The organism is Sphingomonas sp., assembly GCF_041661885.1.
GTDB lineage: Bacteria > Pseudomonadota > Alphaproteobacteria > Sphingomonadales > Sphingomonadaceae > Sphingomonas.
Genome location: NZ_JBAZTL010000001.1, coordinates 24692 through 44084 on the forward strand (window position 1 = coordinate 24692; position 19393 = coordinate 44084).

Consider the following 19393-nt stretch of genomic DNA (forward strand, 5'->3'; position numbering starts at 1 on the left):
TTTTTCTTTCAACGGGGAGCGCTTCGCCGAGTGAGCTTGAACTCACCGGAGTCGAGACGCGCGATGATCTTTTCGCAAGCGGCGTCGGTCGCAACCTTGAAGGGACAGGCCCACGCGTCGCCCGAGATCGTAATCGTCAATGGCCCGCTGCCGCCGGTGTAATGACACGCACCGTGATTGAGTTGGGCAATGGTCAGCGCGCCCGAGTGATTCTTGTCTGGTGCAACTTCGCGCTTCACGTCACCGGCACCACGCTGTTCGTAATCGCACCAGATTGACCAGCCGCCATCGCCCTTGGCCGTCATCAAAAATGCGTCCGGCGCGGTGGCGCGCGCCGGTGCATCGGCTGCTTGCGCGGCGGATGCGCCCGTGCCGGCCAGTGCAAACAATCCCAAAAATACGGCCTTGAACATTCCACCCTCCTACGGTTTTCGCTCGAAAATCGACCCAATAATTCGAGATATGTGGAATTATGGAATAAGATATGACCGCGAGTCAACTTAATTCGTAATTTCACCGAAATTGGAATTATCGGATTGTGATCCGGGGGCGTAGAAGGGGATGTGAAATCCCATGCCGACCAAAACCCGCAGAGATGCTGAAAATTACGATTTCATAAAGTTTTAGTGTCGCTGTACGATGGACGCCCGACCACCATCCCTTTCGCGGAGCGGAGCAAGCGATGAACCCGGTTTACGCCGCGCTCGGCACCACCATTTTCGAAGCGATGTCGGCGCGCGCGCGCGCGACCGGTGCGATCAACCTTGGGCAGGGCTTTCCCGACGGGCGTGGCCCCGAAGATGTGCTGGCCGAAGCGGCGCGCGCGCTGCTTGAGGACTCGAATCAATATCCGCCGATGGCGGGCACGCCCGCGCTGCGTCAAGCGGTGGCGGATCATTACCGCGTGCATCAGGGCCTCGATCTCGATGCGAGCGAGGTGATCGTCACCTCGGGCGCGACCGAGGCGCTGGCGGCGGCGATTTTCGCACTGGTTTCGCCCGGCGACGAAGTGGTGATGTTCCAGCCGCTTTACGATGCCTATCTGCCGCTGGTGCAACGCGCCGGGGGCGTGGCGAAGCTGGTACGGCTCGAACCGCCCGAATGGCGCATCACGGCCACCGCGCTGGGCGCGGTTGGAAGCGAGCGCACGCGGTTGGTGCTGCTTAATTCGCCGCTCAACCCCACGGGGACGATGATGGGGGCGGATGAACTGGCGCTGCTCGCCGATTTTTGCATCACCCACGATGCCATCGCGATCTGCGATGAGGTGTGGGAGCATGTCGTGTTCGACGGGCGGCAGCACCGCTCGTTAATGGCGCAACCGGGAATGCGGGATCGCACCATCAAGATCGGCTCGGCGGGCAAGATTTTCTCGCTAACGGGGTGGAAGGTCGGCTGGATGTGCGCCGCGCCTGCCATTTCCTCGGTGCTGGCCAAGGCGCATCAGTTTCTAACCTTTACCACGCCCCCCAATTTGCAGGCCGCCGCTGCGTTCGGGCTGGGCAAGGATGTTACATATTTCGAGGATATGCGTGCCGGCTACCAGCGTTCGCGCGATCGGCTGGCGGCGGGGTTGAGCGGGCTTGGCTACTCCGTGCTGCCGAGTGCCGCGACCTATTTCCTCAACATCGATCTCGCTGCCTCGGGCATCGGCATGGACGATACCACCTTTGCGCAGTGGCTGCTGGAAGAGGTGGGGGTGGCGACGATTCCCGTTTCGGCGTTCTACGCGGAGGAACCGGTGAAGAGCGTCGTGCGGCTGTGCTTCGCCAAGCAGGATGCTACCCTGGACGCCGCGTTGGAGCGGATGATCCGTCGCCCGTAAATCTGGACCAGCACGTCACCAATACATGTGCGGCGAAAATGATGAGATAGACCGTCAAATAGGTACGGTGGCTTGAATGCCCCCAGAGTATGCCGGTGATCGCCGCAAAGGACACGAAATGGGCGTAAACCGGCAGGAAGCTCCGCCATCGCCTCCGCGTCCACCATGCGCCGATCAAACCGAGCAGCAAGATCGGGCCGTAACTCAACGCCTCGACCAAATTGCCCTTCCAATCCCGCGCCGGGCTGGGCATCGGGCCGAATGCCGCCATGTTCTTGCGGAGCGCACTGAGCACGAAGGTGCCGGGATGCGCCGCGATATAGCCAAGCCCACGCTTTAAAAACCAATCGCTGGTCGCTGTGTCGTTTAAGCGGAGCGCTCTAATCTCGGCTTTGTCGGCAGGGCTTAGCGTGGTCATGGCAATATCGCGGCTACGGTCCATGCTGCGTGTTGGATAGGCGCTGAAGGTGGCGTCGTTATTGCCGATAAAGACGGCGGCGCCGAATTCCGTGCCGAGCGTATAACGACCGGTCAAAGCGTGCGTACGAAGGAGCCAGGGCGACAGGGTCGCGACCAGTGCGGCGCAGCACAACGCCGCCGTTAGCGTACGGCGTCGAAGGGCGTGGCCCAGAGCGTCCGGCAGCAGCAACCAGCCGACCGCGAACAGCGCAAAAGGCATCAAGGTCGCGCGCGTCAGGATCGCCAGGCCAAGCACGAAGCCCGCGCCCACGGCGGTGCCAGGCGAGCGCCGTCGCTGCGCGATGACCAACAGCAGCATGGCGAAGGCGCTCAAAAAGGTGAACAGCCCGGTTTCCTGCAGGGCGGTGTCGTGCCACAGATAATATGGATAGACAGCGGCGATTGCGGACGCGACCAGGGCGGTGCGCCGTCCAAACCACAACAGCGTAAGCCCTGCCACGCAGGCGACCGTTGCAGTAGAAATCAGCGATTGCGCGATCAGCAGCGCCCAGAAATCCTGCCGCCCTTGCGTCACCAGCGCGATGAAGATTGGGTATAAGGGTACGCGGAAGGCTGTCGGGACCGGGCCTGGAAAGGAATATCCCTGTCCTTTCGCCAATTGTTGGGCGAGCTCGAAGAACAGGAAGTAACTATTTTCCCAAAACCCTTTGGCACCCCCCATCGCCCTTGCGGCGACGCGCAAAACGAAGGCCAGTCCGAGAATAGCGACAAGCGCCGTCGCATAACGCCGCAGCGGCGAGACCGTGGTCAAGTTGAGCCACGAAGTCATATGTGCTCCAGCAGCCCGCGCTCGGTCAGATAGCCGGTCACCAGCCGCGCGGGCGTCACGTCGAAGGCAGGGTTGGCGGCGTTCGACGCAGTCACGCGAATGCGCCCGCCTTCGCCGGCAACATAGGTCACTTCGTCGCCCGAGCGCTCTTCGATCGGAATGTCCGCCCCCGTCGCGGTGCTTGCGTCGAAGGTGGTGTAAGGCAAAGCGACATAGAAGGGCACGCCATTGTCCCGGGCGGCGAGCGCTTTCAGATAGGTGCCGATCTTGTTGCAAACGTCGCCATTGGCGGTCACGCGGTCGGTGCCGACGATGACGGCGTCGACCTGGCCCGTCATCATCAAATGGCCACCGGCATTGTCGGCGATCACAGTGTGCGGCACGCCATGCCCGGCAAGTTCAAAGGCGGTGAGCAACGCGCCCTGGTTGCGCGGGCGCGTCTCGTCGACCCAGACATGCACCGGAATGCCGGCGTCATGCGCCAGATAGATGGGCGCGGTGGCGGTGCCGTAATCGACTGTCGCCAGCCAGCCCGCATTGCAATGCGTCAGGATGTTGAGCGGACGATCCGGGTGTTTCGCATGAAGCGCGCGGAACAGGGCAAGGCCGTGTTCGCCGATCGCCTGGTTCAGCGCGACATCCTCGTCGCAAATGGCATCGGCGCGCGCGAACGCGGCTTGGGCACGGTCAGTGGCGGGGAGGGGGCGTACAGTCTCCATAACCTGATCGAGCGCCCATTTCAGATTGACCGCAGTCGGGCGCGAGTCGAGCAACAACGTGTAGGCCGCATCAAGCGCGCCGTCCGATCCGTCCTCCGCCAGTGCCATCGCCAGCCCATAGGCTGCGGTCGCGCCGATAAGGGGTGCGCCGCGCGTCCACATCTCCCGGATTGCCCGCTCGGCATCGCGCGCGGAGCGGAGTTCGACCCATTTCACGGTCCAAGGCAGTTCGCGCTGGTCAAGAATGCGCGCGCCCGCGCCATCGACGGTGCGCGTGATCGAGCGTTGATGCGTGCCTTGGAGGATCATCGCGGGTCCTTAAAAGAGATCGTCGAAGGTGATGATATCCCCGCCGTCGCCCGAGCGGTCGATCAGCCGCGCGTTTATCCCCGCACCGCGTGCCGCCGCGATTTCCTCGGGCGTGTCCGACAGGAACAGCACCTCACCCGGCGGCAACCCGATCGCTCCGGCGATTTTGGCATAGGAGGAGGCCTCACGCTTCGGGCCGGTGGTGGTGTCGAAAAAGCCCGAGAAAAGCGGGGTCAGATCGCCTGCCTCGCTATGCCCGAACAGCAGTTTCTGCGCAGGGACCGAGCCGGAGGAAAAAACGTAGAGTGCGATTCCCGCCGCGTGCCAGCGGCGCAAGCCTGCGACCGCGTCGGGATAGACATGGCCGGTAAAAGCACCCGAGGCATAACCATCGGTCCAGATCATGCCTTGCAGCGTCTTGAGCGGGGTCGCCTTGCGGTCCTCGTCGATCCAGCGCAGCAGCGTGGCGACCGGGTCGCCCGGCTCGGTTGCGGCGACTTCGGCGAGGATTGGTGCGGTTTCCAGGGGGTGTGCCGCGACATAGTCGGCAAGGCGCGCGCGGGCGTATGGGAACAGCACTTCCGCCACGAAGGCAATGCTCGATGTCGTGCCCTCGATATCGGTGAGGATCGCCTTCACGCGGTCGCGGGTTCCAAACGCGGAAAGCGCTCGGCAATGTCGCTGCCGGTAAAGGCGGCGACCCAGCCATCGGGGTTCACGAACAGGCGGATTGCGGTGAAGCGCGGTGCCGTACCCATGTCGAACCAATGGCGCATCCCGGCCGGCACCGAGATGAGGTCGCCCGCGCGGCACAGCATGTTGAAGACGCGCCCGTCATGGTGGAGCGTGAACAGCCCTTCGCCGTCAATGAAGAAGCGCACTTCATCCTCGCCATGCGTATGTTCGGACAGGAATTTTTCGCGCAGCGCAGCGCGATCGGGATGATCGGGCGTGATCCGCGCGACATCGATCGACTGATAACCGCCCGCGGTGGTCAGGCGCGCCACTTCGTCGGCATAGATGGTGAGCGGATCGCTGTCCGCCGTCACCGGCTTGAGCGGCCAGCGTTCGAAGCGCACGCCCGCTCCGCGCAGTGTGGCCTCGATTTCGGCGGTGTCGGTGGTGTCGAGCAGCGGGGTCGCGGCGTCATCCTCGGCAAAGACTTGCAGGCGGCTCATTGAAAGCTCCTTTCGGCCAGTTCGGCGGCGATCATCCATTCCACCGCCTCGATCACGCGCTCGGCCTCGGCCATGTCCTGGCCCCAGCCATACAAACCGTGGCTGCGGATGAGGTAGGCGGGGATTGCGTCCTGCGCCAGCAGGCGGGGGGCGATGGCGGCGTCGAGCACGGCCATGTCCTGGCTGTTGTCGACGATCGGCAGCACCGCAGAAGTTTCATGGGTCATGATGCCGGGCAGGGCCTTGAGCATTTCATGACCGGTGAACGTGTAGCCCGCGCCCGGCGTCGCGCGGCTGAGGCCAACAGCGGCGGGCGAATGGCTGTGCAGCACCGCGCCGCACGTGGGGAAGAGCCGGTACAGCGCCAGATGCAGCGCGGTTTCCGCCGAGGGCCGCTTACCGTCGAGTGCGTGGCCCTCGACATCCACGCGCATAATATCGTCGCGCGTCAGGCGCCCCTTGTGGCGGCCCGATACGGTGACGGCGATGCTGCCGTCCTCAAGCCGCGCCGAATAATTGCCCGATGTCGCGGGAGCCCAGCCCTTGCCATCAAGCCAGCGCCCGACCGCGACGATCTCGTCCTGCGCCTGGGAAAAGGAAAGGGTGGTCATGCGCGCGCCGGAATGCGGGCTGGAGCGGGTAACGGGAATCGAACCCGTGTATTCAGCTTGGAAGGCTGCTGTACTACCATTGTACTATACCCGCTCGCCGGCTGCGCGCGCTGCTGCGGCGATGGCTCCGGTTAGCGTGGGTAAAGCCGGTGCGCAAGATGCGGCCCTTGCACTTGTGCGACATCCACGACAGGATCGCGTGCTTTCGCGAGGGAGTGTTGCGTGGCCGATGACCAGACCGTGATCTGCCCCGGCGGGGATGGCGACACGGCGGTGACGCTCCCGGCACGGCCCGAAGCGCTGCGGCTCGCGCCCGAGCATACCGCCGTCATAGTGGTGGACATGCAGAACGCCTATGCCAGCAAGGGCGGCTATGTCGATTTGGCGGGGTTCGACATTTCGGGCGCGGCGGGGACGATCGGCAAGATCGCCACGGTGCTCGATACGGCACGGGCTGCGGGCGTGCAGGTGGTGTTCTTGCAAAATGGCTGGGACCCCGCGTATCGCGAGGCGGGCGGGCCGGGTTCGCCCAACTGGCACAAATCGAACGCGCTGAAGACGATGCGCCAACGCGCCGAACTGGCGGGCACCTTGCTGGCGCGCGGTGGGTGGGATTATGCGCTGGTCGATACGCTGACGCCGCAACCCGGCGACATCGCGCTGCAAAAGACGCGCTATTCGGCGTTTTTCAATTCCCAGCTCGACAGCACGTTGCGCGCGCGCGGGATCCGGACTCTCATATTCGTCGGCATTGCGACCAATGTCTGCGTCGAATCGACGCTGCGCGATGCGTTTCATCTCGAATATTTCGGGGTGATGCTGGCGGATGCCACGCATCATCTCGGCCCGCCCGAAATGCAGGCGGCGAGCGTTTACAATGTCGAGAAATTCTTCGGCTGGGTCAGCACGACGGCAGATTTTTGCGGGTCGTTCGGCCAGTCGCCCAAGGAGTAGGTTCATGCCCTTCGAAGCGATCAATCCCCCGCAATTCCCGACCCCGATCGCGCCGTATTCGGCCGGAGCCAGGGCGGGGAACACCGTCTATGTCTCGGGCGTGCTGGCGCTTGGTGAGGGCGGTGCGGTGCTGCATGTCGGCGATGCCGCCGCACAGACGCGGCATGTGCTGGAGGTTATCAAGGTGACGCTGGAAGCGGCGGGTGCGACGCTGGAAGACGTTGCGATGAACCACATCTTCCTGAAAGACTTGGCCGATTATGCGGCCTTCAACGGCGTGTATGCCGAATATTTTCCGGGCGCGAAGCCCGCGCGCTACTGCATCCGCGCCGATCTGGTGAAGCCGGATTGCCTGGTGGAAATCGCCTCGGTCGCGCATCTTGGTTGAGATGGTCGGCACGCGATCGCTGCCGATGCGGGGCTAACGCCATGCCTCACGCATCCGGCCTATATTATGAAACCTACGGCAGCGCTGCTGCGCCGCCGCTCCTCCTGTCGTCGGGCCTCGGCGGTTCGGCAAGCTATTGGGCGCCCAATATCGCGGCGCTTGCCGAGCGCTATTACGTCATCGCCTACGATCACCGGGGGACCGGTCGCAGCGACCGCATTTTGCCCGAGACGGTGACGGTCGAGGATCTGGCGGCGGACATGCTGACGCTGCTCGACACGCTCGGCTTGGCGCGCGCGACGATCGTCGGCCATGCCGCAGGCGGTGTGGCGGCGCTCGCGCTGGCGCTGTTGGCGCCGGAGCGGATCGACAAGCTCGTCGTGGTCAATGGCTGGGCGTCCCCCGATCCGCATTTCCTGCGCTGTTTCGACGCGCGCCTTGCATTGCTGCGCGATAGCGGTGTGGAGGCGTATCTGCGGGCGCAGCCGATCTTTCTGTATCCGGCCAACTGGATTTCGGCGCATCACGCGGCGCTGGAGGCGGAGCTGCCCGCGCAACTGGCGCAGTTTCCGGGCGTCGCCACGATGGAAAAACGCATCGCCGCGCTAGCCACCTTCGACATCGCCGATCGCCTGCGTGAGATCCACCGGCCAGTGCTGGTCGTGTGTTCGGATGACGATATGCTGGTGCCGTCCAATGCCGGGGTCGCGCTTGCCAATGGCTTGCCGATCGCGGGTTTCTGCCGGGCGGAACATGGCGGCCATGCCGTCAACGTGGTCGATCCGGATGCGTTCAACAACTTCGTGCTCGCCTGGCTGGCGGGCGAAATCGCGGAAGGGTAACACCATGCAAGTCGGCGTCTTCGTCCCCATCAACAACAATGGCTGGCTGATTTCGGAAAACGCCCCGCAATATCTGCCGTCGTTCGATCTCAACAAGACGATCGCGCAATCGGCGGAAAAACACGGGCTCGATTTCTTGTTGTCGATGATCAAGCTGCGCGGCTTCGGGGGCAAGACTGAATTTTGGGAATATGGGCTGGAAAGCTTCACGCTGATGGCGGGGCTGGCGGCGGTGACGGAGAAGATCAAGATCTTCGCGACCTGCCCCACGCTCATCATCCCGCCCGCCTTCGCCGCGCGGATGTGCAACACGATCGATTCGATCAGTCATGGGCGGTTCGGGCTCAACCTCATCACCGGCTGGCAACCGCCCGAATATACCCAGATGGGGCTGTGGCCCGGCGACGAACATTTCCGCAATCGCTACACGATGCTCGATGAATATGCCCATATCCTGCGCGAACTGTGGGAAACCGGCGAGAGTGACTTCAAGGGCGATTATTATCAAATGGACGATTGTCGCGTCCGCCCGGTGCCGAGCGGCGACATGAAGATTATCTGCGCGGGGTCTTCCGATGACGGGCTCGCTTTCTCGGCGAAATGGGCGGATTATGCCTTCTGCCTGGGCAAGGGGGTGAACACGCCGACGGCGTTCGCGTCGAACAATGCGCGGCTCGCGGCGGCCACCGCAAAGACCGGGCGTGCGGTGTCGATCTTCGTGCTGGTCATGATTATCGCGGCTGAAACCGATGAAGCGGCGATGGCGAAGTGGCAGTCCTATAATGACGGTGCCGATCTCGAGGCGATCGCCTGGCTGGCCGACCAGGGCGCGAAGGACACGCACAATAAGGACACCAATGTCCGCCAGCTTGCGGCACCGGAAGGGGCGGTCAACATCAACATGGGCACGCTGGTCGGCTCCTATGCCAATGTCGCGCGGATGCTCGACGAGATGGCAGCGGTGCCCAATACCGGTGGCGTGCTGCTGACCTTCGACGATTTCGTTGAAGGGGTGGAGGCGTTCGGCACGCGCATTCAACCGTTGATGCAATGCCGTGCCGGGGTGGGGCGATAGCGGACCGCCGCCAGTTGCCGGGATTGTCCTTTACGCATCGCTAACCGTTCCTGCGCTACGCCTAGCGCGATGTTTCATGACACCGCCCTCGCGCGTGCCGCCAAGGTGGCCGATCCTCGCCCGGTCTCGGCGGTCAGCACTGGCTGCGGGTTGGCGGGGCTCGGCGGCTTGTTCGTGTGGGTCGCGATTGCGCGCTATTTTGGCATGGACGGGCCCTATGCCGCGCTCGTCAACATCGCTGCCTGCGCGCTGCCGATGGTGCTGTGGGCGGTGCTGGTCGACAAGGTCCACCGGCGTGCCTCGACCGGGATCGACTGGAGCAAGCCGAAGCCGTGGCGCGAGACGCTCGATGTGTCGCTGACCAAGCTCGCGGGGCTATGGGCAACCTGGGCGGGCATCGCGCTGATTTATGGCACCGGGCGCTTTTACTGGAGCAACCAATGGGGCGGTTTTCCCTTTGCGATGCAATGCTTTGGCGTCGCCGCGCCGCTGCTGTTCGTCGGTTCTGTACCCTATGTCTTGTGGATCGATCGTCGCCTGGTTGCGCCCAAGGATGGCGCTTGGGCGCTCGGCGCGTGGTTGATGGGGCTCGACGAGCCGATCGACCGTGAGGCGCTGTATAACCATTTGCGCAGTTGGGGCGTGAAGGCCTTTTTCCTGGCGTTCATGCTGGCGGTGGTGCCGCCGGGGTTCGCCGGGTTCATCCACGGGAATGTCGCGGAGGTGCTGCACAATCCGGTGGTGCTGGCCAATTGGCTGATCGGCTTCATGTTCGTGATCGACTGCGCGTTCGCGACCGCCGGCTATATCCTCACCTTCCGTCCACTCGATTCGCACATCCGCAGTGCAAACCCGTTTGCGGCGGCGTGGATGGCGGCGCTGATCTGCTACCCCCCCTTCACGCTGATGGCCGAAAACGGGCCGCTCGATTATCATCCCGGCACTTATGGCTCCGATGGCTGGTCGGTCTGGTTCGCCGGACATCCGGTGGTGCTGGTCGCCATCGGCACGGTGCTGGTTGGTTTGACGGCGATCTATGCCTGGGCGACGGTTGCGTTCGGTTTTCGTTTTTCGAATCTAACGCATCGCGGTATCTTGACGCACGGACCTTACGCCTTTTCGCGACACCCGGCCTATCTGTCGAAGAACCTGTTCTGGTGGATTTCGACCGTGCCGTTCCTGACGACGGGCTCGCTGGTCGATGCTGCGCGCGCTACGATCCTGTTGGGCGTGGTCAGCGGCGTCTATTACTGGCGCGCCAAGACCGAAGAGCGCCACCTTGGGATGGACCCGGCGTATCGCGACTATTCGGAATGGATGGCGCGCAACGGCCTGGTGCCGCGCTTCTTCGCCTGGCTCGGCGGCGGGCGCACCGCCGCAGTTTAACGCGCCCTGCGGGGTTCGGGACGACCCGAACCCCGATGGTCCCGGCGGATATTAGCGCGAAGACAGTTGGACCGGGCGCGCTGCGGCGCGGGCAAGCACGCTGTCGGCAATCTGGTGCGACCAGATCGCGTCGCCCGTCGGCGTTTCCAGCATCTCATTCTCAAGCGCGCGGGCGCGACGGAAGGCGGTGAGTGCCTCAGCCGTGCGTCCACTGCGCAAATAGGCGGCGGCCAGTTCGATATGGCGTCCGCCATCATCCGGGTTGAGCCGAACCCGAGTTTCCAATGCCGAGATCGCATCTGCGTTCTGGGCAGCCGCACGCGCAGACGGCGTTGCAGCCGAGGGGGTCGCCACTGCCGGCGCCGACAGTGGCGCCAGGACAAGCAAGCTCAAAGCAATCAATTTGGTCATGGGTTTCATCCTTCATCGAGTCATTCGGTTACAGAATGATGACACTTATGAGGCACTTTTGTGAAGTGCTATTTTTGGATGAGCAACGGGCACGGTTTTTCTTGCCGAGAATTTCGGCAAGATATTCAAAAACCGTAAAAATATCGGCTGCGTTAGCCCGCGCGCAAAATGTCCTTGCCCGTCGTCGGATCGGCGAGGGTGACATTTTCCGCCGCCTGGATGCGCCAATCGCCATCGCGGCGCGTGGCGATCGCGAGGATCAGTGTGTCGGCGGCATGGGGGCCAGCCGGATGCGCGGCACCGGCGGTGAGGCGTGTCCAGAAATGCAGGATCGCCGCATCCTCCCCGACCCAATCGATGTCGGCGGGATCAACCCGCAGGACCGAATCGCTGTAGATCGTTTCATGGATGAAGCGATGTCCGGCAACGACCTGGTCGATGCCGCGCCAGTACATCGCATAGCGATTCACGAAGGTGGCATCCGGATGGAACAGCGCGCCAAAGGCGCCCATGTCATGCGCATTCCAAGCCGCTTCAAAGCACTCGGTAATCCGTTCCGGATGATCGACCATGTTCGCCCCCCAGCGTTATCGGCTCCTAGAACCGCAATTCCTCATACGCCTTCGACACGTCACCATTCCAAATGCCGTGATATTTTTCGAGCAGCAATTCGGCGGGCACCTTGCCGCTGCGCACGATCTCGCGCAGCGGATCGAGGAAGCCGGTTTCGTTGCTGCCGCTTGCATCGGTGCGGTTACGTGCCGTCAGACCTGCGCTGGCGATATCGAGCACGTCGCCGGCAATGGCGCGCAAGGTCCGCCCGCCCGCGATCGGCGCGTCGAGGCCGAGCTTGGGCACCGAGTCGCGCAGCGTCTGGCGTTCCTCGATCGTCCAGTGCTTGACCACATCCCACGCCGCATCGAGCGCGCTCTGATCGTACAGCAACCCGACCCACAAAGCAGGCAGCGCGCAAATCCGGCCCCACGGGCCGCCATCGGCCCCGCGCATTTCGAGGAAGGTCTTCAGCCGCACTTCGGGGAAGGCCGTGGAGAGATGGTCGTTCCAATCGTCGAGCGTGGGCTTTTCGCCCGGCAGGACCGACAATTCACCCTTCAGGAAATCGCGGAAGGACAGGCCTGCCGCGTCGATATAGCGCCCCTCGCGATAAACGAAGTACATCGGCACATCGAGCGCATATTCGGTGTAGCGATCATAGCCGAAGCCATCCTCGAACACGAAGGGCAACATACCGGTGCGCGCAGGATCGGTGTCCGACCAGATGTGGCTGCGGTACGACAGCATCCCGTTGGGTTTGCCCTCGGTGAAGGGCGAATTGGCGAACAAGGCGGTGGCGAGCGGTTGCAGCGCCAGCCCCACGCGGAACTTCTGCACCATGTCGGCTTCGGAACTGTAATCGAGGTTCACCTGGATCGTGCAGGTGCGCAGCATCATGTCGAGGCCCATGCTGCCGACGCGCGGCATGTGGCGCAGCATGATGGCATAGCGGCCCTTGGGCATGATCGGCAGCTCGGCGCGGGTCTTGTCGGGCCACATGCCGAGCCCGAGGAAGCCGATGCCGAACCTGTCGCCGATCGCCTTGATTTGTTCCAGATGCCGCCCGGTTTCGGCGCAGGTCTGGTGCAGGTTTTCGAGCGGCGCGCCCGACAGCTCGAACTGGCCGGCGGGTTCGAGGCTGATCGATCCGTCGGCACCGTTGAGCGCGATGACGTTGTCGCCTTCCATCACCGGTTCCCAGCCGAATTCGGTCAGCGCGTCGAGCAGGTCGCGAATGCCGCCCTTCTCGGTGTAGCTTGGCGCGTGATGGTCGCTATCGGCATAGACGAACTTCTCGTGTTCGGTGCCGATCCGCCAGCGATCAGGGGCCTTCTCGCCCCGCGCAAAGCTCGCGACGAGCTGGTCGCGCGACTCGATTACGGGGGATGTTTTCTTGGTTTCTGGGCGCGTCGTCATGATCGCGCCTTAGCGCCGCCTGCGGTCGCCCGCCAGCGCGTTTCGTTTAGCTACCGATGCGCCTCACCAATCGCCGCGTGCCGCCATCCACAGCGCGACGGCCGCCGCCGCCGCCGTATCCGCTCGCAAAATACGCGGGCCCAGGCCAATGGCAACGGCGCCGGGCACCGCCCGAATCGCGGCGCGTTCGTCATCGTCGAAGCCGCCTTCAGGACCGATCAGGATCGCCGCCGCACCGCTCGCCGCGCGCATTGCTGCCAAAGCGGGCGCACCGCCGGTTTCGTCGGCGAAGAACAGCGCGCGGTCTGCGGGCCAGTCGCGCAGCAACGCGGCCAGTTTCACCGGTTCGGCAAGCTCGGGCACCGCCGTGCGCCCGCATTGTTCAGCCGCCTCGATCATATGTGCGCGCAGCCGCTCGCCGTTCGGCCGGTCGACGATCGTGCGGCGGGTCAGCACCGGCACGAGGCGCGCGACACCAAGCTCGCACGCTTTCTCGGCGACCCAGTCGATCCGGCCTTTCTTGATCGGGGCGGCGCACAGCCACAGGTCGGGCACCGTCTCGGCCTCGCGCAGCTTCTGGTTCACGTCGAGCACGAGGTCGCGCTTGCCGACGCTGGCGGCGACGCCCAGCCACTCGCCGGAAGCGCCGTCGAACAGCTTGACTGGATCACCCGCCTTCATCCGCATCACGCTGACCAGATAATGTGCCTGCGGGCCATCGATGCGCAGCGGGCCGGGGGCGAGCGGGGACTCGACGAACAGCCGCGGGGTCGATTGCGGGGGCCAGGCGGGGGTGGCGGGCATGGCTGCGCCTTAGAGCAGGCGCGCGCGATGTGGCAAATCGTCGGCGCTCACTTGCGTCCCTGCCACAGCGCGCGCAGCGCCACGGCGAAGAGCGCGAGCGCGACTATGGCCAGTGCCGCCCAGCCCGCCATCACGCCGACCCCGCGCGCCACCGCCCACAGCAACGCTTCGAAGAATCGTCCGATCGCGACGGAGAGATGGATCACACTGTCCGCCCTTGTTGCAATGCCCCGGCCCGCAGCCGGGCCATCCCCCCTTGCTATCGCGGCGCAACATGGCGGTGTCGAGGCACGGATTGCACTCTGTCCTACACGCGCATGTTGGTGCATGCTCGTCGCCATGCACCAACCCCTCGCGCCCGCCGCCCTTCGCTCTTGCTCGTCTGTATCGACCAAAACCATGCAGAGGGGGCGAAAACGGGGGGACGTAGCGTGGACTTTGTGGACTTCCGGGCGGGCGACTCGACATGGTTGAAGCGCAGACCACCCCCGATACCGAATATCGCGGCCTGGTCGGCTGGCTTCCCCGCGCCGCGCGTCCGTTCGCATTGTTGGCGCGGCTGGACCGGCCGATCGGGTGGTGGCTGTTGTTCTGGCCGGGGGCGTGGGGTGTCGCGCTGGCAGGCGGGGCGGTATCGCGCTGGGATTTGATCCTGTGGCTGCTGCTCGGCAGCATCGCGATGCGCGGCGCGGGCTGCGTGTATAACGACATCGTCGACCGCGATCTCGACCGGCAAGTCGCACGCACGCGCAGCCGTCCGCTGGCGAGCGGAGCGGTCTCGCTGAAGGCGGCGTGGGTGTGGCTGGTGGTGCTGTGCCTGCTTGGCCTGCTCGTGCTGCTGCAGCTTGATCTTTATGCCAAGGTGGTGGCGGTGCTGAGCTTGGCCCCGGTTGCCGCCTATCCCTTCATGAAGCGCATTACCTGGTGGCCGCAAGTGTGGTTGGGCCTCGTCTTTTCCTGGGCGGCGCTGGTCGGGTGGAGCGACATCATGGGCGCACTCAGCGTGCCCGGCCTGCTGCTCTATACCGGGTCGATTTGCTGGGTGGTCGGCTATGATACCATCTACGCGCTGCAGGACCGTGAGGATGATGCGTTGATCGGGGTGCGCTCGTCGGCGTTGCGCATGGGCGCGCGGGTGCGTTTGGGCGTCGGGTTGTTCTATCTGGCAGCGCTGGCGCTGTGGGCGGGGGCGATTTGGGTGCTGCGGCCCGATTGGCTGGCGCTGGTCGCGCTGCTGCCGGTGGCGGGGCATTTCCTTTGGCAAGTGGCCACCTTGTCGCCCGATGACGGCACAGGCGCGCTGCGCCGCTTCCGCTCCAACCGCTTTGCCGGGCTGCTGATGTTTCTGGCCTGTGTGGTGGTGGGCACGCCCTGGCCGTATTGAACGACACCGCGCACGGTTGCGCGCCCGTCCCGCCGCTCCTAAGTCCACGAGGATGTTGACCCCAGACCAAGGGCGCGATCGCGCCGCCGATATCGTCTCCCGCGCGCGCGCTGCCGGGGCCGATGCTGCCGATGCGGTCTATGCCGCCGACACCGCGCTCGACATTTCGGTGCGGTTGGGCGTGCTGGAGGATGTCGGACGATCGGAAAGCGCGGAACTCGGCTTGCGCGTGTTCGTCGGCCAGCGTTCGGCGAGCGTCTCCACCTCCGACCTGTCGCAGGATGCGCTGGCGGCTTTGGTCGATCGCGCAATCGCAATGGCGCGCGAGGCCCCCGAGGATGCGTGGGCCGGCCTCGCGCCCGCTGCACGCCTGATGCACGGCGCGCCGCCATTGCTCGACCTCGACGATCTGGCGAAGGGCGGCAGCGAGCCCAGCCCCGAAGCGCTGCGCGATGCGGCGCGGGCGGCGGAAGATGCCGCGCGGGCGGTGGCGGGTGTCACCAATAGCGAGGGTGGCTCTGCCAGCGCCTCGCGCTCGATCTGGGCGCTGGCGACCAGCCACGGCTTTGCCGCAGGTTATGCTGCCACCGGCTATGGCGTGTCGGCGAGTGTGCTGGCGGGCGAGGGCGGGGCGATGGTGCGCGATTATGCCTATAGCTCGGCCCGCCACCTGCGCGCGCTGGAAGCGCCCGAGATCGTCGGCACGCGTGCGGGTGAGCGCACCGTCGCCCGCGTCAATCCCGGACGGCTCGCCAGCGGGCCGATGCCGGTGGTGTTCGATCCGCGCGTCGGCTCCAGCCTGCTCGGCCATTTGACCGGCGCGATTTCGGGGCAGGCGATCACGCGCAAGACCAGCTTCCTGCTGGAGGCGCTCGGCACACAGGTGTTCGCCAGCGGCGTGACCGTGCTCGACGATCCGCACCGCCCGCACGGCCTGCGCTCGCGTCCGTTCGATGGCGAGGGGCTGCCGGTGTCGCCGACCGCGATCATCGAAGCGGGTATGCTCGAACGCTGGCTGCTCGATAGTGCCTCGGCGCGGCAATTGGGGCTGGAGCCGACCGGCCATGCCGCGCGCGGGGTGAGCGGCGCGCCCGGGGTTTCGACCAGCAATTTACATATGGCGGCGGGCCATGTGCCCCCGGAAACGCTGATCGCCGATATCACCGACGGCGTGTTCGTCACCGAGCTGATTGGCATGGGCGTCAACAGCGTTACCGGCGATTATAGTCGGGGTGCTGCGGGCTTCCGCATTGAGCGCGGTGAAATTACCGGGCCAGTCGCCGAATTCACGATCGCGGGCAATTTGAAGGACATGTTCCTCAACCTGACGCCCGCCAACGACCTTGAATTCCGCTATGGCACCAATGTGCCGACGCTCAGGATCGACGGGATGACGGTGGCGAGTGGCTGATTCCGGTCTTGCCGATGCGGTGACTGCGATCGTGCAGGAGGCGGGCGCGCTCGCCCTGCGGCATTGGCGCACCGATTTTCATCGCTGGGAAAAGAGCCCGGGCGACCCCGTCTCGCAAGTCGATCTTGACGTAAACACGCTGCTCCACGCGCGGTTGTCGGCGTTGTTGCCCGATGCCGGATGGCTGTCCGAGGAAACCGCCGACAATGCCGACCGGCTCGCCTGTGGGCGAGTGTGGGTGGTCGATCCGATCGACGGCACGCGTGATTTCATTCGTGGGCGCGATGGCTGGGCGGTGTCGGTGGCGCTGGTCGAGCAGGGTCGGGTGACGATCGGCATCCTGGATGCGCCCGCCCGGAACGACATCTGGCGCGCGACGCTGGGGCACGGGGCGACGCGCAACGGTGCCGCGATCCATGTCGGCGACCGGGGGGTGTTCAGCGGGTCGCGCGTACCGAGCGATGGCCTGCCCAAGGCCGACCGCGATCTGGTTGCGGTGGCCAAGCCCAATTCGATCGCCTTGCGCATCGCGATGGTGGCAGCCGACGAGGCCGATCTCGTGGCGACGCTGCGCTGGGGCTATGAATGGGACGTCGCCGCCGCCGCGCTGATTGCCGCCGAAGCGGGCGCGACGGTCACCGATGCGTTTGGCGCACCGCTCGCCTTCAACACCCCGCGCGCGCAGGCGTTTGGCGTGCTGGCGACGACACCTGGCATTCACGCAGCGGCGGTCGAGCGCCTGAGCGAGCGCGCACGGACGCTTTCGGTCTGAGCGGGGTGGGGCCGTCCTCCAGCAATCCACGCTGTCCCGCGCTAAACCTCATCCCGATACTTGATCTCCAGAAACCGCCCGCGCGTTTCGAGCGAGTCCAAATCCCCTTGCGCGATCTGCGCCGACATCTCGCCGATTTCGTCGTCGATCAGCTTGAGCGCATCGGCCAGTTGCGCATCAGGGCTCTTGCCGTTGCGCGCGACGCCACGCAGCGGCGGGGGAACCTTGGCATAACCTTTCAGCAATTCGGGCAATTGCTCGCCAATCAGCTTGCGCACTTCGGCGGCGACGGGCTCGTGCTCGTCGAGCGAGGCAAGCTGCGGCGACAACGTTTCCAGCCGCACACCAATGCCGTCGACCAGCGTCTGTGCAGGTGCTGGCAGCAGCTTGCGCTGGGTATCGAGCCATTGCTCGGTCATCAGCGGTAGCACTTTCAGCGGCACCTGCGTGAGCTGTTCGACGCGCACCGTCGGGGTTAGCGTCGCGAACAGCAGGAACAGCGTCACCGCTACCAGCAATGCGCCGACCAGCAACGCCCCGCCCATGCCGAGCGGCACGAACCAGCCGATCGCGATCGCCGCGACGACGATCGCGAGGTCCGCGCTTGCCGCCAGTGTGAGGCGTCGGGCGATGCCGGTGCCCTGCCGCCGCCGCTTGGCCAGCGCTTCACGACCCGCGCGGGTGCGTTCGAGCAATTCGCCGGCGCGCGCGATCTGGCGATCGACATCGGTCACGGGGGTTACTCCGCTTCCAGCTTGAAGCTGGCGTCGGGGCCGGACAGGCGGTTCTGCGCGGCACCCTCGGCACGGGCGATATAGCCCTTCGACTTTTCGACTTCGTTGGAGAGCGTGCCGACCGTGGTCTTCATCGAATCGAGCGCCTTCAGCTTGAAGCTGTCGATCGCGTCCATCGTGTCATAGATGTTCTGGAAGGCGCGTTGCAGCGTTTCAACCGGGATGGTCGAGGCGGCGGCCTGTTCGTGGATGGTCGCGGTCTGCGATTTGAGCAGCTTGCCGGTCGCATCGATGATGTTGGCGGTGGTGGTGTTGAGCGCGGTGATCTGGTCGAGCACCAGTTTCTGGTTGGCGAGCGCCTGCGCCACCGTCACCGCCGTGCGGAGCGCCGAGACGGTGGTGGTGGACGCGCGATCGACGCCCTTTACCAGCTCGACATTGTTCTTCTTGACCAGATCGAGCGCGAGATAGCCCTGCACCGTCACCGCCATTTGCGTCAGCAGATCCTGCGTGCGCTGGCGGACATAGAAGAGCGCGCTTTCGCGGATCGCCTTGGCCTTGGCCGGGTCGCTATGGTCGAGATCGTTCGCTTTCTCTTCCAGCCGTGCATCCATCTCCTTGGACAGCACGATCATCTGTTCGAGCCGCCCCATCGCGGTCCACAGATTGGCGCGTTCGGTGTCGATCGCGGCATTGTCCATCAACAGTTCGTCCTTGCCGCGCGCGAGCGTCTTGAGGATCGCCGAGATGTGCGATTGCGAGGAACGGTATTTGTCGAAATAGGTGTTGATGCCGCCACCAAAGATCTTGCTCAGCACGCCGCGGCCCGAAATCAGTTTGCCGTTGACCGAAGGGTCGAGCTTTTCGATCGTGCGGCGCAGTTCGGTAAGGTCGGCACCGATCCCGGTTTCGCCGTCCATCGCCTTGACCGGACGATCAAGAAAACGGTTCGACTGATCGGCGGCGGCGCGGATTTCCTTTTGTCCCATTGCGGAAATCGCATCGACGCGCTTGCCAAATTCGGGGGAGTTGACGTCCTGCGCGACGAGATCGTCGATGAAATCGGCGACCTTGGCCTGCAGTTTGGTGCGCACGCCATCTTCGACCGGCACCAGCCCCACCGCCCTTTCGGGCGCGAGCACCGCCACGGGCTCGGGCGGGGTCAGTACCAGGGGGGTCGTTTCGCTATCGGCAGCGGTCGCCATGTCGTCACTCCAACCGGGAATGCCCCCTAGATGAAGCGGATCGCGGCGCGGTTCAAGTGTATCATTTCAATAACACGCATACCGTCACATAACTTTCATTCCGGTGACGCGAATTCGACATGCCCGGACGATACCGCACCGCAACAAACTCCAAAAAACAAAGGG

General features: G+C 64.5%; 22 protein-coding genes and 1 tRNA gene. 9 read left to right on the forward strand and 14 right to left on the reverse strand.

Annotation, left to right across the window (positions count from 1 at the left end):
* Window positions 1-8: 8 nt before the first annotated feature.
* Window positions 9-413 carry a hypothetical protein gene (locus WC704_RS00135; RefSeq protein ID WP_372887977.1) on the reverse strand — a complete coding sequence of 135 codons (405 nt, stop codon included), beginning with the start codon at window positions 411-413 and terminating at the stop codon, window positions 9-11.
* A 269-nt stretch (window positions 414-682) separates the two neighbouring features.
* On the opposite strand from WC704_RS00135, the gene WC704_RS00140 reads away from it, so the two are divergent.
* Window positions 683-1825 (forward strand): aminotransferase, encoded by a 1143-nt coding sequence (locus WC704_RS00140; RefSeq protein WP_372887978.1) that lies wholly within the window; start codon window positions 683-685, stop codon window positions 1823-1825.
* On the opposite strand, the gene WC704_RS00145 is transcribed toward WC704_RS00140, so the two are convergent.
* From WC704_RS00145 to WC704_RS00170, 6 genes are all read right to left on the reverse strand, one after another.
* Window positions 1782-3074: an ArnT family glycosyltransferase gene (locus WC704_RS00145; protein WP_372887979.1), complete on the reverse strand. Its 1293-nt coding sequence runs from the start codon at window positions 3072-3074 to the stop codon at window positions 1782-1784. The two genes, WC704_RS00140 and WC704_RS00145, sit on opposite strands and share 44 nt — an antisense overlap.
* Entirely contained in the window at window positions 3071-4102 is a 1032-nt protein-coding gene (mtnA, locus tag WC704_RS00150) for an S-methyl-5-thioribose-1-phosphate isomerase (protein ID WP_372887980.1), read from the reverse strand. The genes WC704_RS00145 and mtnA overlap by 4 nt, the downstream gene beginning before the upstream one ends.
* Window positions 4103-4111: 9 nt before the next feature.
* Window positions 4112-4741: an acireductone synthase gene (mtnC, locus tag WC704_RS00155; RefSeq protein WP_372887981.1), complete on the reverse strand. Its 630-nt coding sequence runs from the start codon at window positions 4739-4741 to the stop codon at window positions 4112-4114.
* A complete protein-coding gene (locus WC704_RS00160; RefSeq protein WP_372887982.1) occupies window positions 4738-5280 on the reverse strand; it encodes an acireductone dioxygenase in 543 nt (180 codons plus the stop codon). The genes mtnC and WC704_RS00160 overlap by 4 nt, the downstream gene beginning before the upstream one ends.
* Window positions 5277-5891 (reverse strand): methylthioribulose 1-phosphate dehydratase, encoded by a 615-nt coding sequence (locus tag WC704_RS00165; RefSeq protein WP_372887983.1) that lies wholly within the window; start codon window positions 5889-5891, stop codon window positions 5277-5279. The genes WC704_RS00160 and WC704_RS00165 overlap by 4 nt, the downstream gene beginning before the upstream one ends.
* Before the next feature lie 20 nt (window positions 5892-5911).
* A tRNA-Gly gene (locus WC704_RS00170) sits at window positions 5912-5985 on the reverse strand.
* 128 nt (window positions 5986-6113) lie between these two features.
* Here WC704_RS00170 and rutB point away from each other — a divergent pair.
* From rutB to WC704_RS00195, 5 genes are all read left to right on the forward strand, one after another.
* On the forward strand, window positions 6114-6845 hold the full coding sequence (gene rutB / locus WC704_RS00175) for a pyrimidine utilization protein B (protein WP_372887984.1): 732 nt from the start codon (window positions 6114-6116) through the stop codon (window positions 6843-6845).
* Window positions 6846-6849: 4 nt separating this feature from the next.
* The gene (gene rutC, locus WC704_RS00180) at window positions 6850-7233 is read left to right on the forward strand and encodes a pyrimidine utilization protein C (protein WP_372887985.1); all 384 of its coding nucleotides are present in this window, start codon (window positions 6850-6852) and stop codon (window positions 7231-7233) included.
* A gap of 41 nt (window positions 7234-7274) precedes the next feature.
* A complete protein-coding gene (gene rutD / locus WC704_RS00185; RefSeq protein ID WP_372887986.1) occupies window positions 7275-8075 on the forward strand; it encodes a pyrimidine utilization protein D in 801 nt (266 codons plus the stop codon).
* Between the two features lie 4 nt (window positions 8076-8079).
* The gene (gene rutA, locus WC704_RS00190) at window positions 8080-9150 is read left to right on the forward strand and encodes a pyrimidine utilization protein A (RefSeq protein ID WP_372887987.1); all 1071 of its coding nucleotides are present in this window, start codon (window positions 8080-8082) and stop codon (window positions 9148-9150) included.
* A gap of 69 nt (window positions 9151-9219) precedes the next feature.
* Window positions 9220-10536: an isoprenylcysteine carboxylmethyltransferase family protein gene (locus WC704_RS00195; protein WP_372887988.1), complete on the forward strand. Its 1317-nt coding sequence runs from the start codon at window positions 9220-9222 to the stop codon at window positions 10534-10536.
* A 51-nt stretch (window positions 10537-10587) separates the two neighbouring features.
* Here the strand turns inward: WC704_RS00195 and WC704_RS00200 are convergent, their stop codons facing one another.
* The 5 genes from WC704_RS00200 to WC704_RS00220 form a co-directional block, all read right to left on the reverse strand.
* The gene (locus WC704_RS00200) at window positions 10588-10947 is read right to left on the reverse strand and encodes a BTAD domain-containing putative transcriptional regulator (RefSeq protein WP_372887989.1); all 360 of its coding nucleotides are present in this window, start codon (window positions 10945-10947) and stop codon (window positions 10588-10590) included.
* Window positions 10948-11099: 152 nt separating this feature from the next.
* A complete protein-coding gene (locus WC704_RS00205; RefSeq protein WP_372887990.1) occupies window positions 11100-11519 on the reverse strand; it encodes an SgcJ/EcaC family oxidoreductase in 420 nt (139 codons plus the stop codon).
* A 25-nt stretch (window positions 11520-11544) separates the two neighbouring features.
* Window positions 11545-12918, reverse strand: coding sequence for a glutamate--cysteine ligase (locus tag WC704_RS00210; protein ID WP_372887991.1), 1374 nt, complete (start codon window positions 12916-12918; stop codon window positions 11545-11547).
* 63 nt (window positions 12919-12981) lie between these two features.
* Entirely contained in the window at window positions 12982-13722 is a 741-nt protein-coding gene (locus WC704_RS00215) for a 16S rRNA (uracil(1498)-N(3))-methyltransferase (RefSeq protein ID WP_372887992.1), read from the reverse strand.
* 47 nt (window positions 13723-13769) lie between these two features.
* Window positions 13770-13928: a hypothetical protein gene (locus WC704_RS00220; protein WP_372887993.1), complete on the reverse strand. Its 159-nt coding sequence runs from the start codon at window positions 13926-13928 to the stop codon at window positions 13770-13772.
* A 260-nt stretch (window positions 13929-14188) separates the two neighbouring features.
* On the opposite strand from WC704_RS00220, the gene ubiA reads away from it, so the two are divergent.
* The 3 genes from ubiA to WC704_RS00235 are packed head-to-tail and all read left to right on the forward strand — an operon-like array spanning window position 14189 to window position 17289.
* Window positions 14189-15106, forward strand: a complete 918-nt coding sequence (gene ubiA / locus WC704_RS00225; RefSeq protein WP_372887994.1) for a 4-hydroxybenzoate octaprenyltransferase — start codon at window positions 14189-14191, stop codon at window positions 15104-15106.
* A gap of 52 nt (window positions 15107-15158) precedes the next feature.
* Window positions 15159-16517, forward strand: a complete 1359-nt coding sequence (locus WC704_RS00230; protein WP_372887995.1) for a TldD/PmbA family protein — start codon at window positions 15159-15161, stop codon at window positions 16515-16517.
* The gene (locus WC704_RS00235) at window positions 16510-17289 is read left to right on the forward strand and encodes a 3'(2'),5'-bisphosphate nucleotidase CysQ (protein ID WP_372887996.1); all 780 of its coding nucleotides are present in this window, start codon (window positions 16510-16512) and stop codon (window positions 17287-17289) included. The genes WC704_RS00230 and WC704_RS00235 overlap by 8 nt, the downstream gene beginning before the upstream one ends.
* Before the next feature lie 41 nt (window positions 17290-17330).
* On the opposite strand, the gene WC704_RS00240 is transcribed toward WC704_RS00235, so the two are convergent.
* Together WC704_RS00240 and WC704_RS00245 are read right to left on the reverse strand one after the other, a co-directional pair.
* Complete coding sequence (locus tag WC704_RS00240; RefSeq protein WP_372887997.1) at window positions 17331-18023, reverse strand: hypothetical protein; 693 nt, start codon at window positions 18021-18023, stop codon at window positions 17331-17333.
* 5 nt (window positions 18024-18028) lie between these two features.
* Window positions 18029-19228: a toxic anion resistance protein gene (locus tag WC704_RS00245; protein WP_372887998.1), complete on the reverse strand. Its 1200-nt coding sequence runs from the start codon at window positions 19226-19228 to the stop codon at window positions 18029-18031.
* Window positions 19229-19393: the final 165 nt, after the last annotated feature.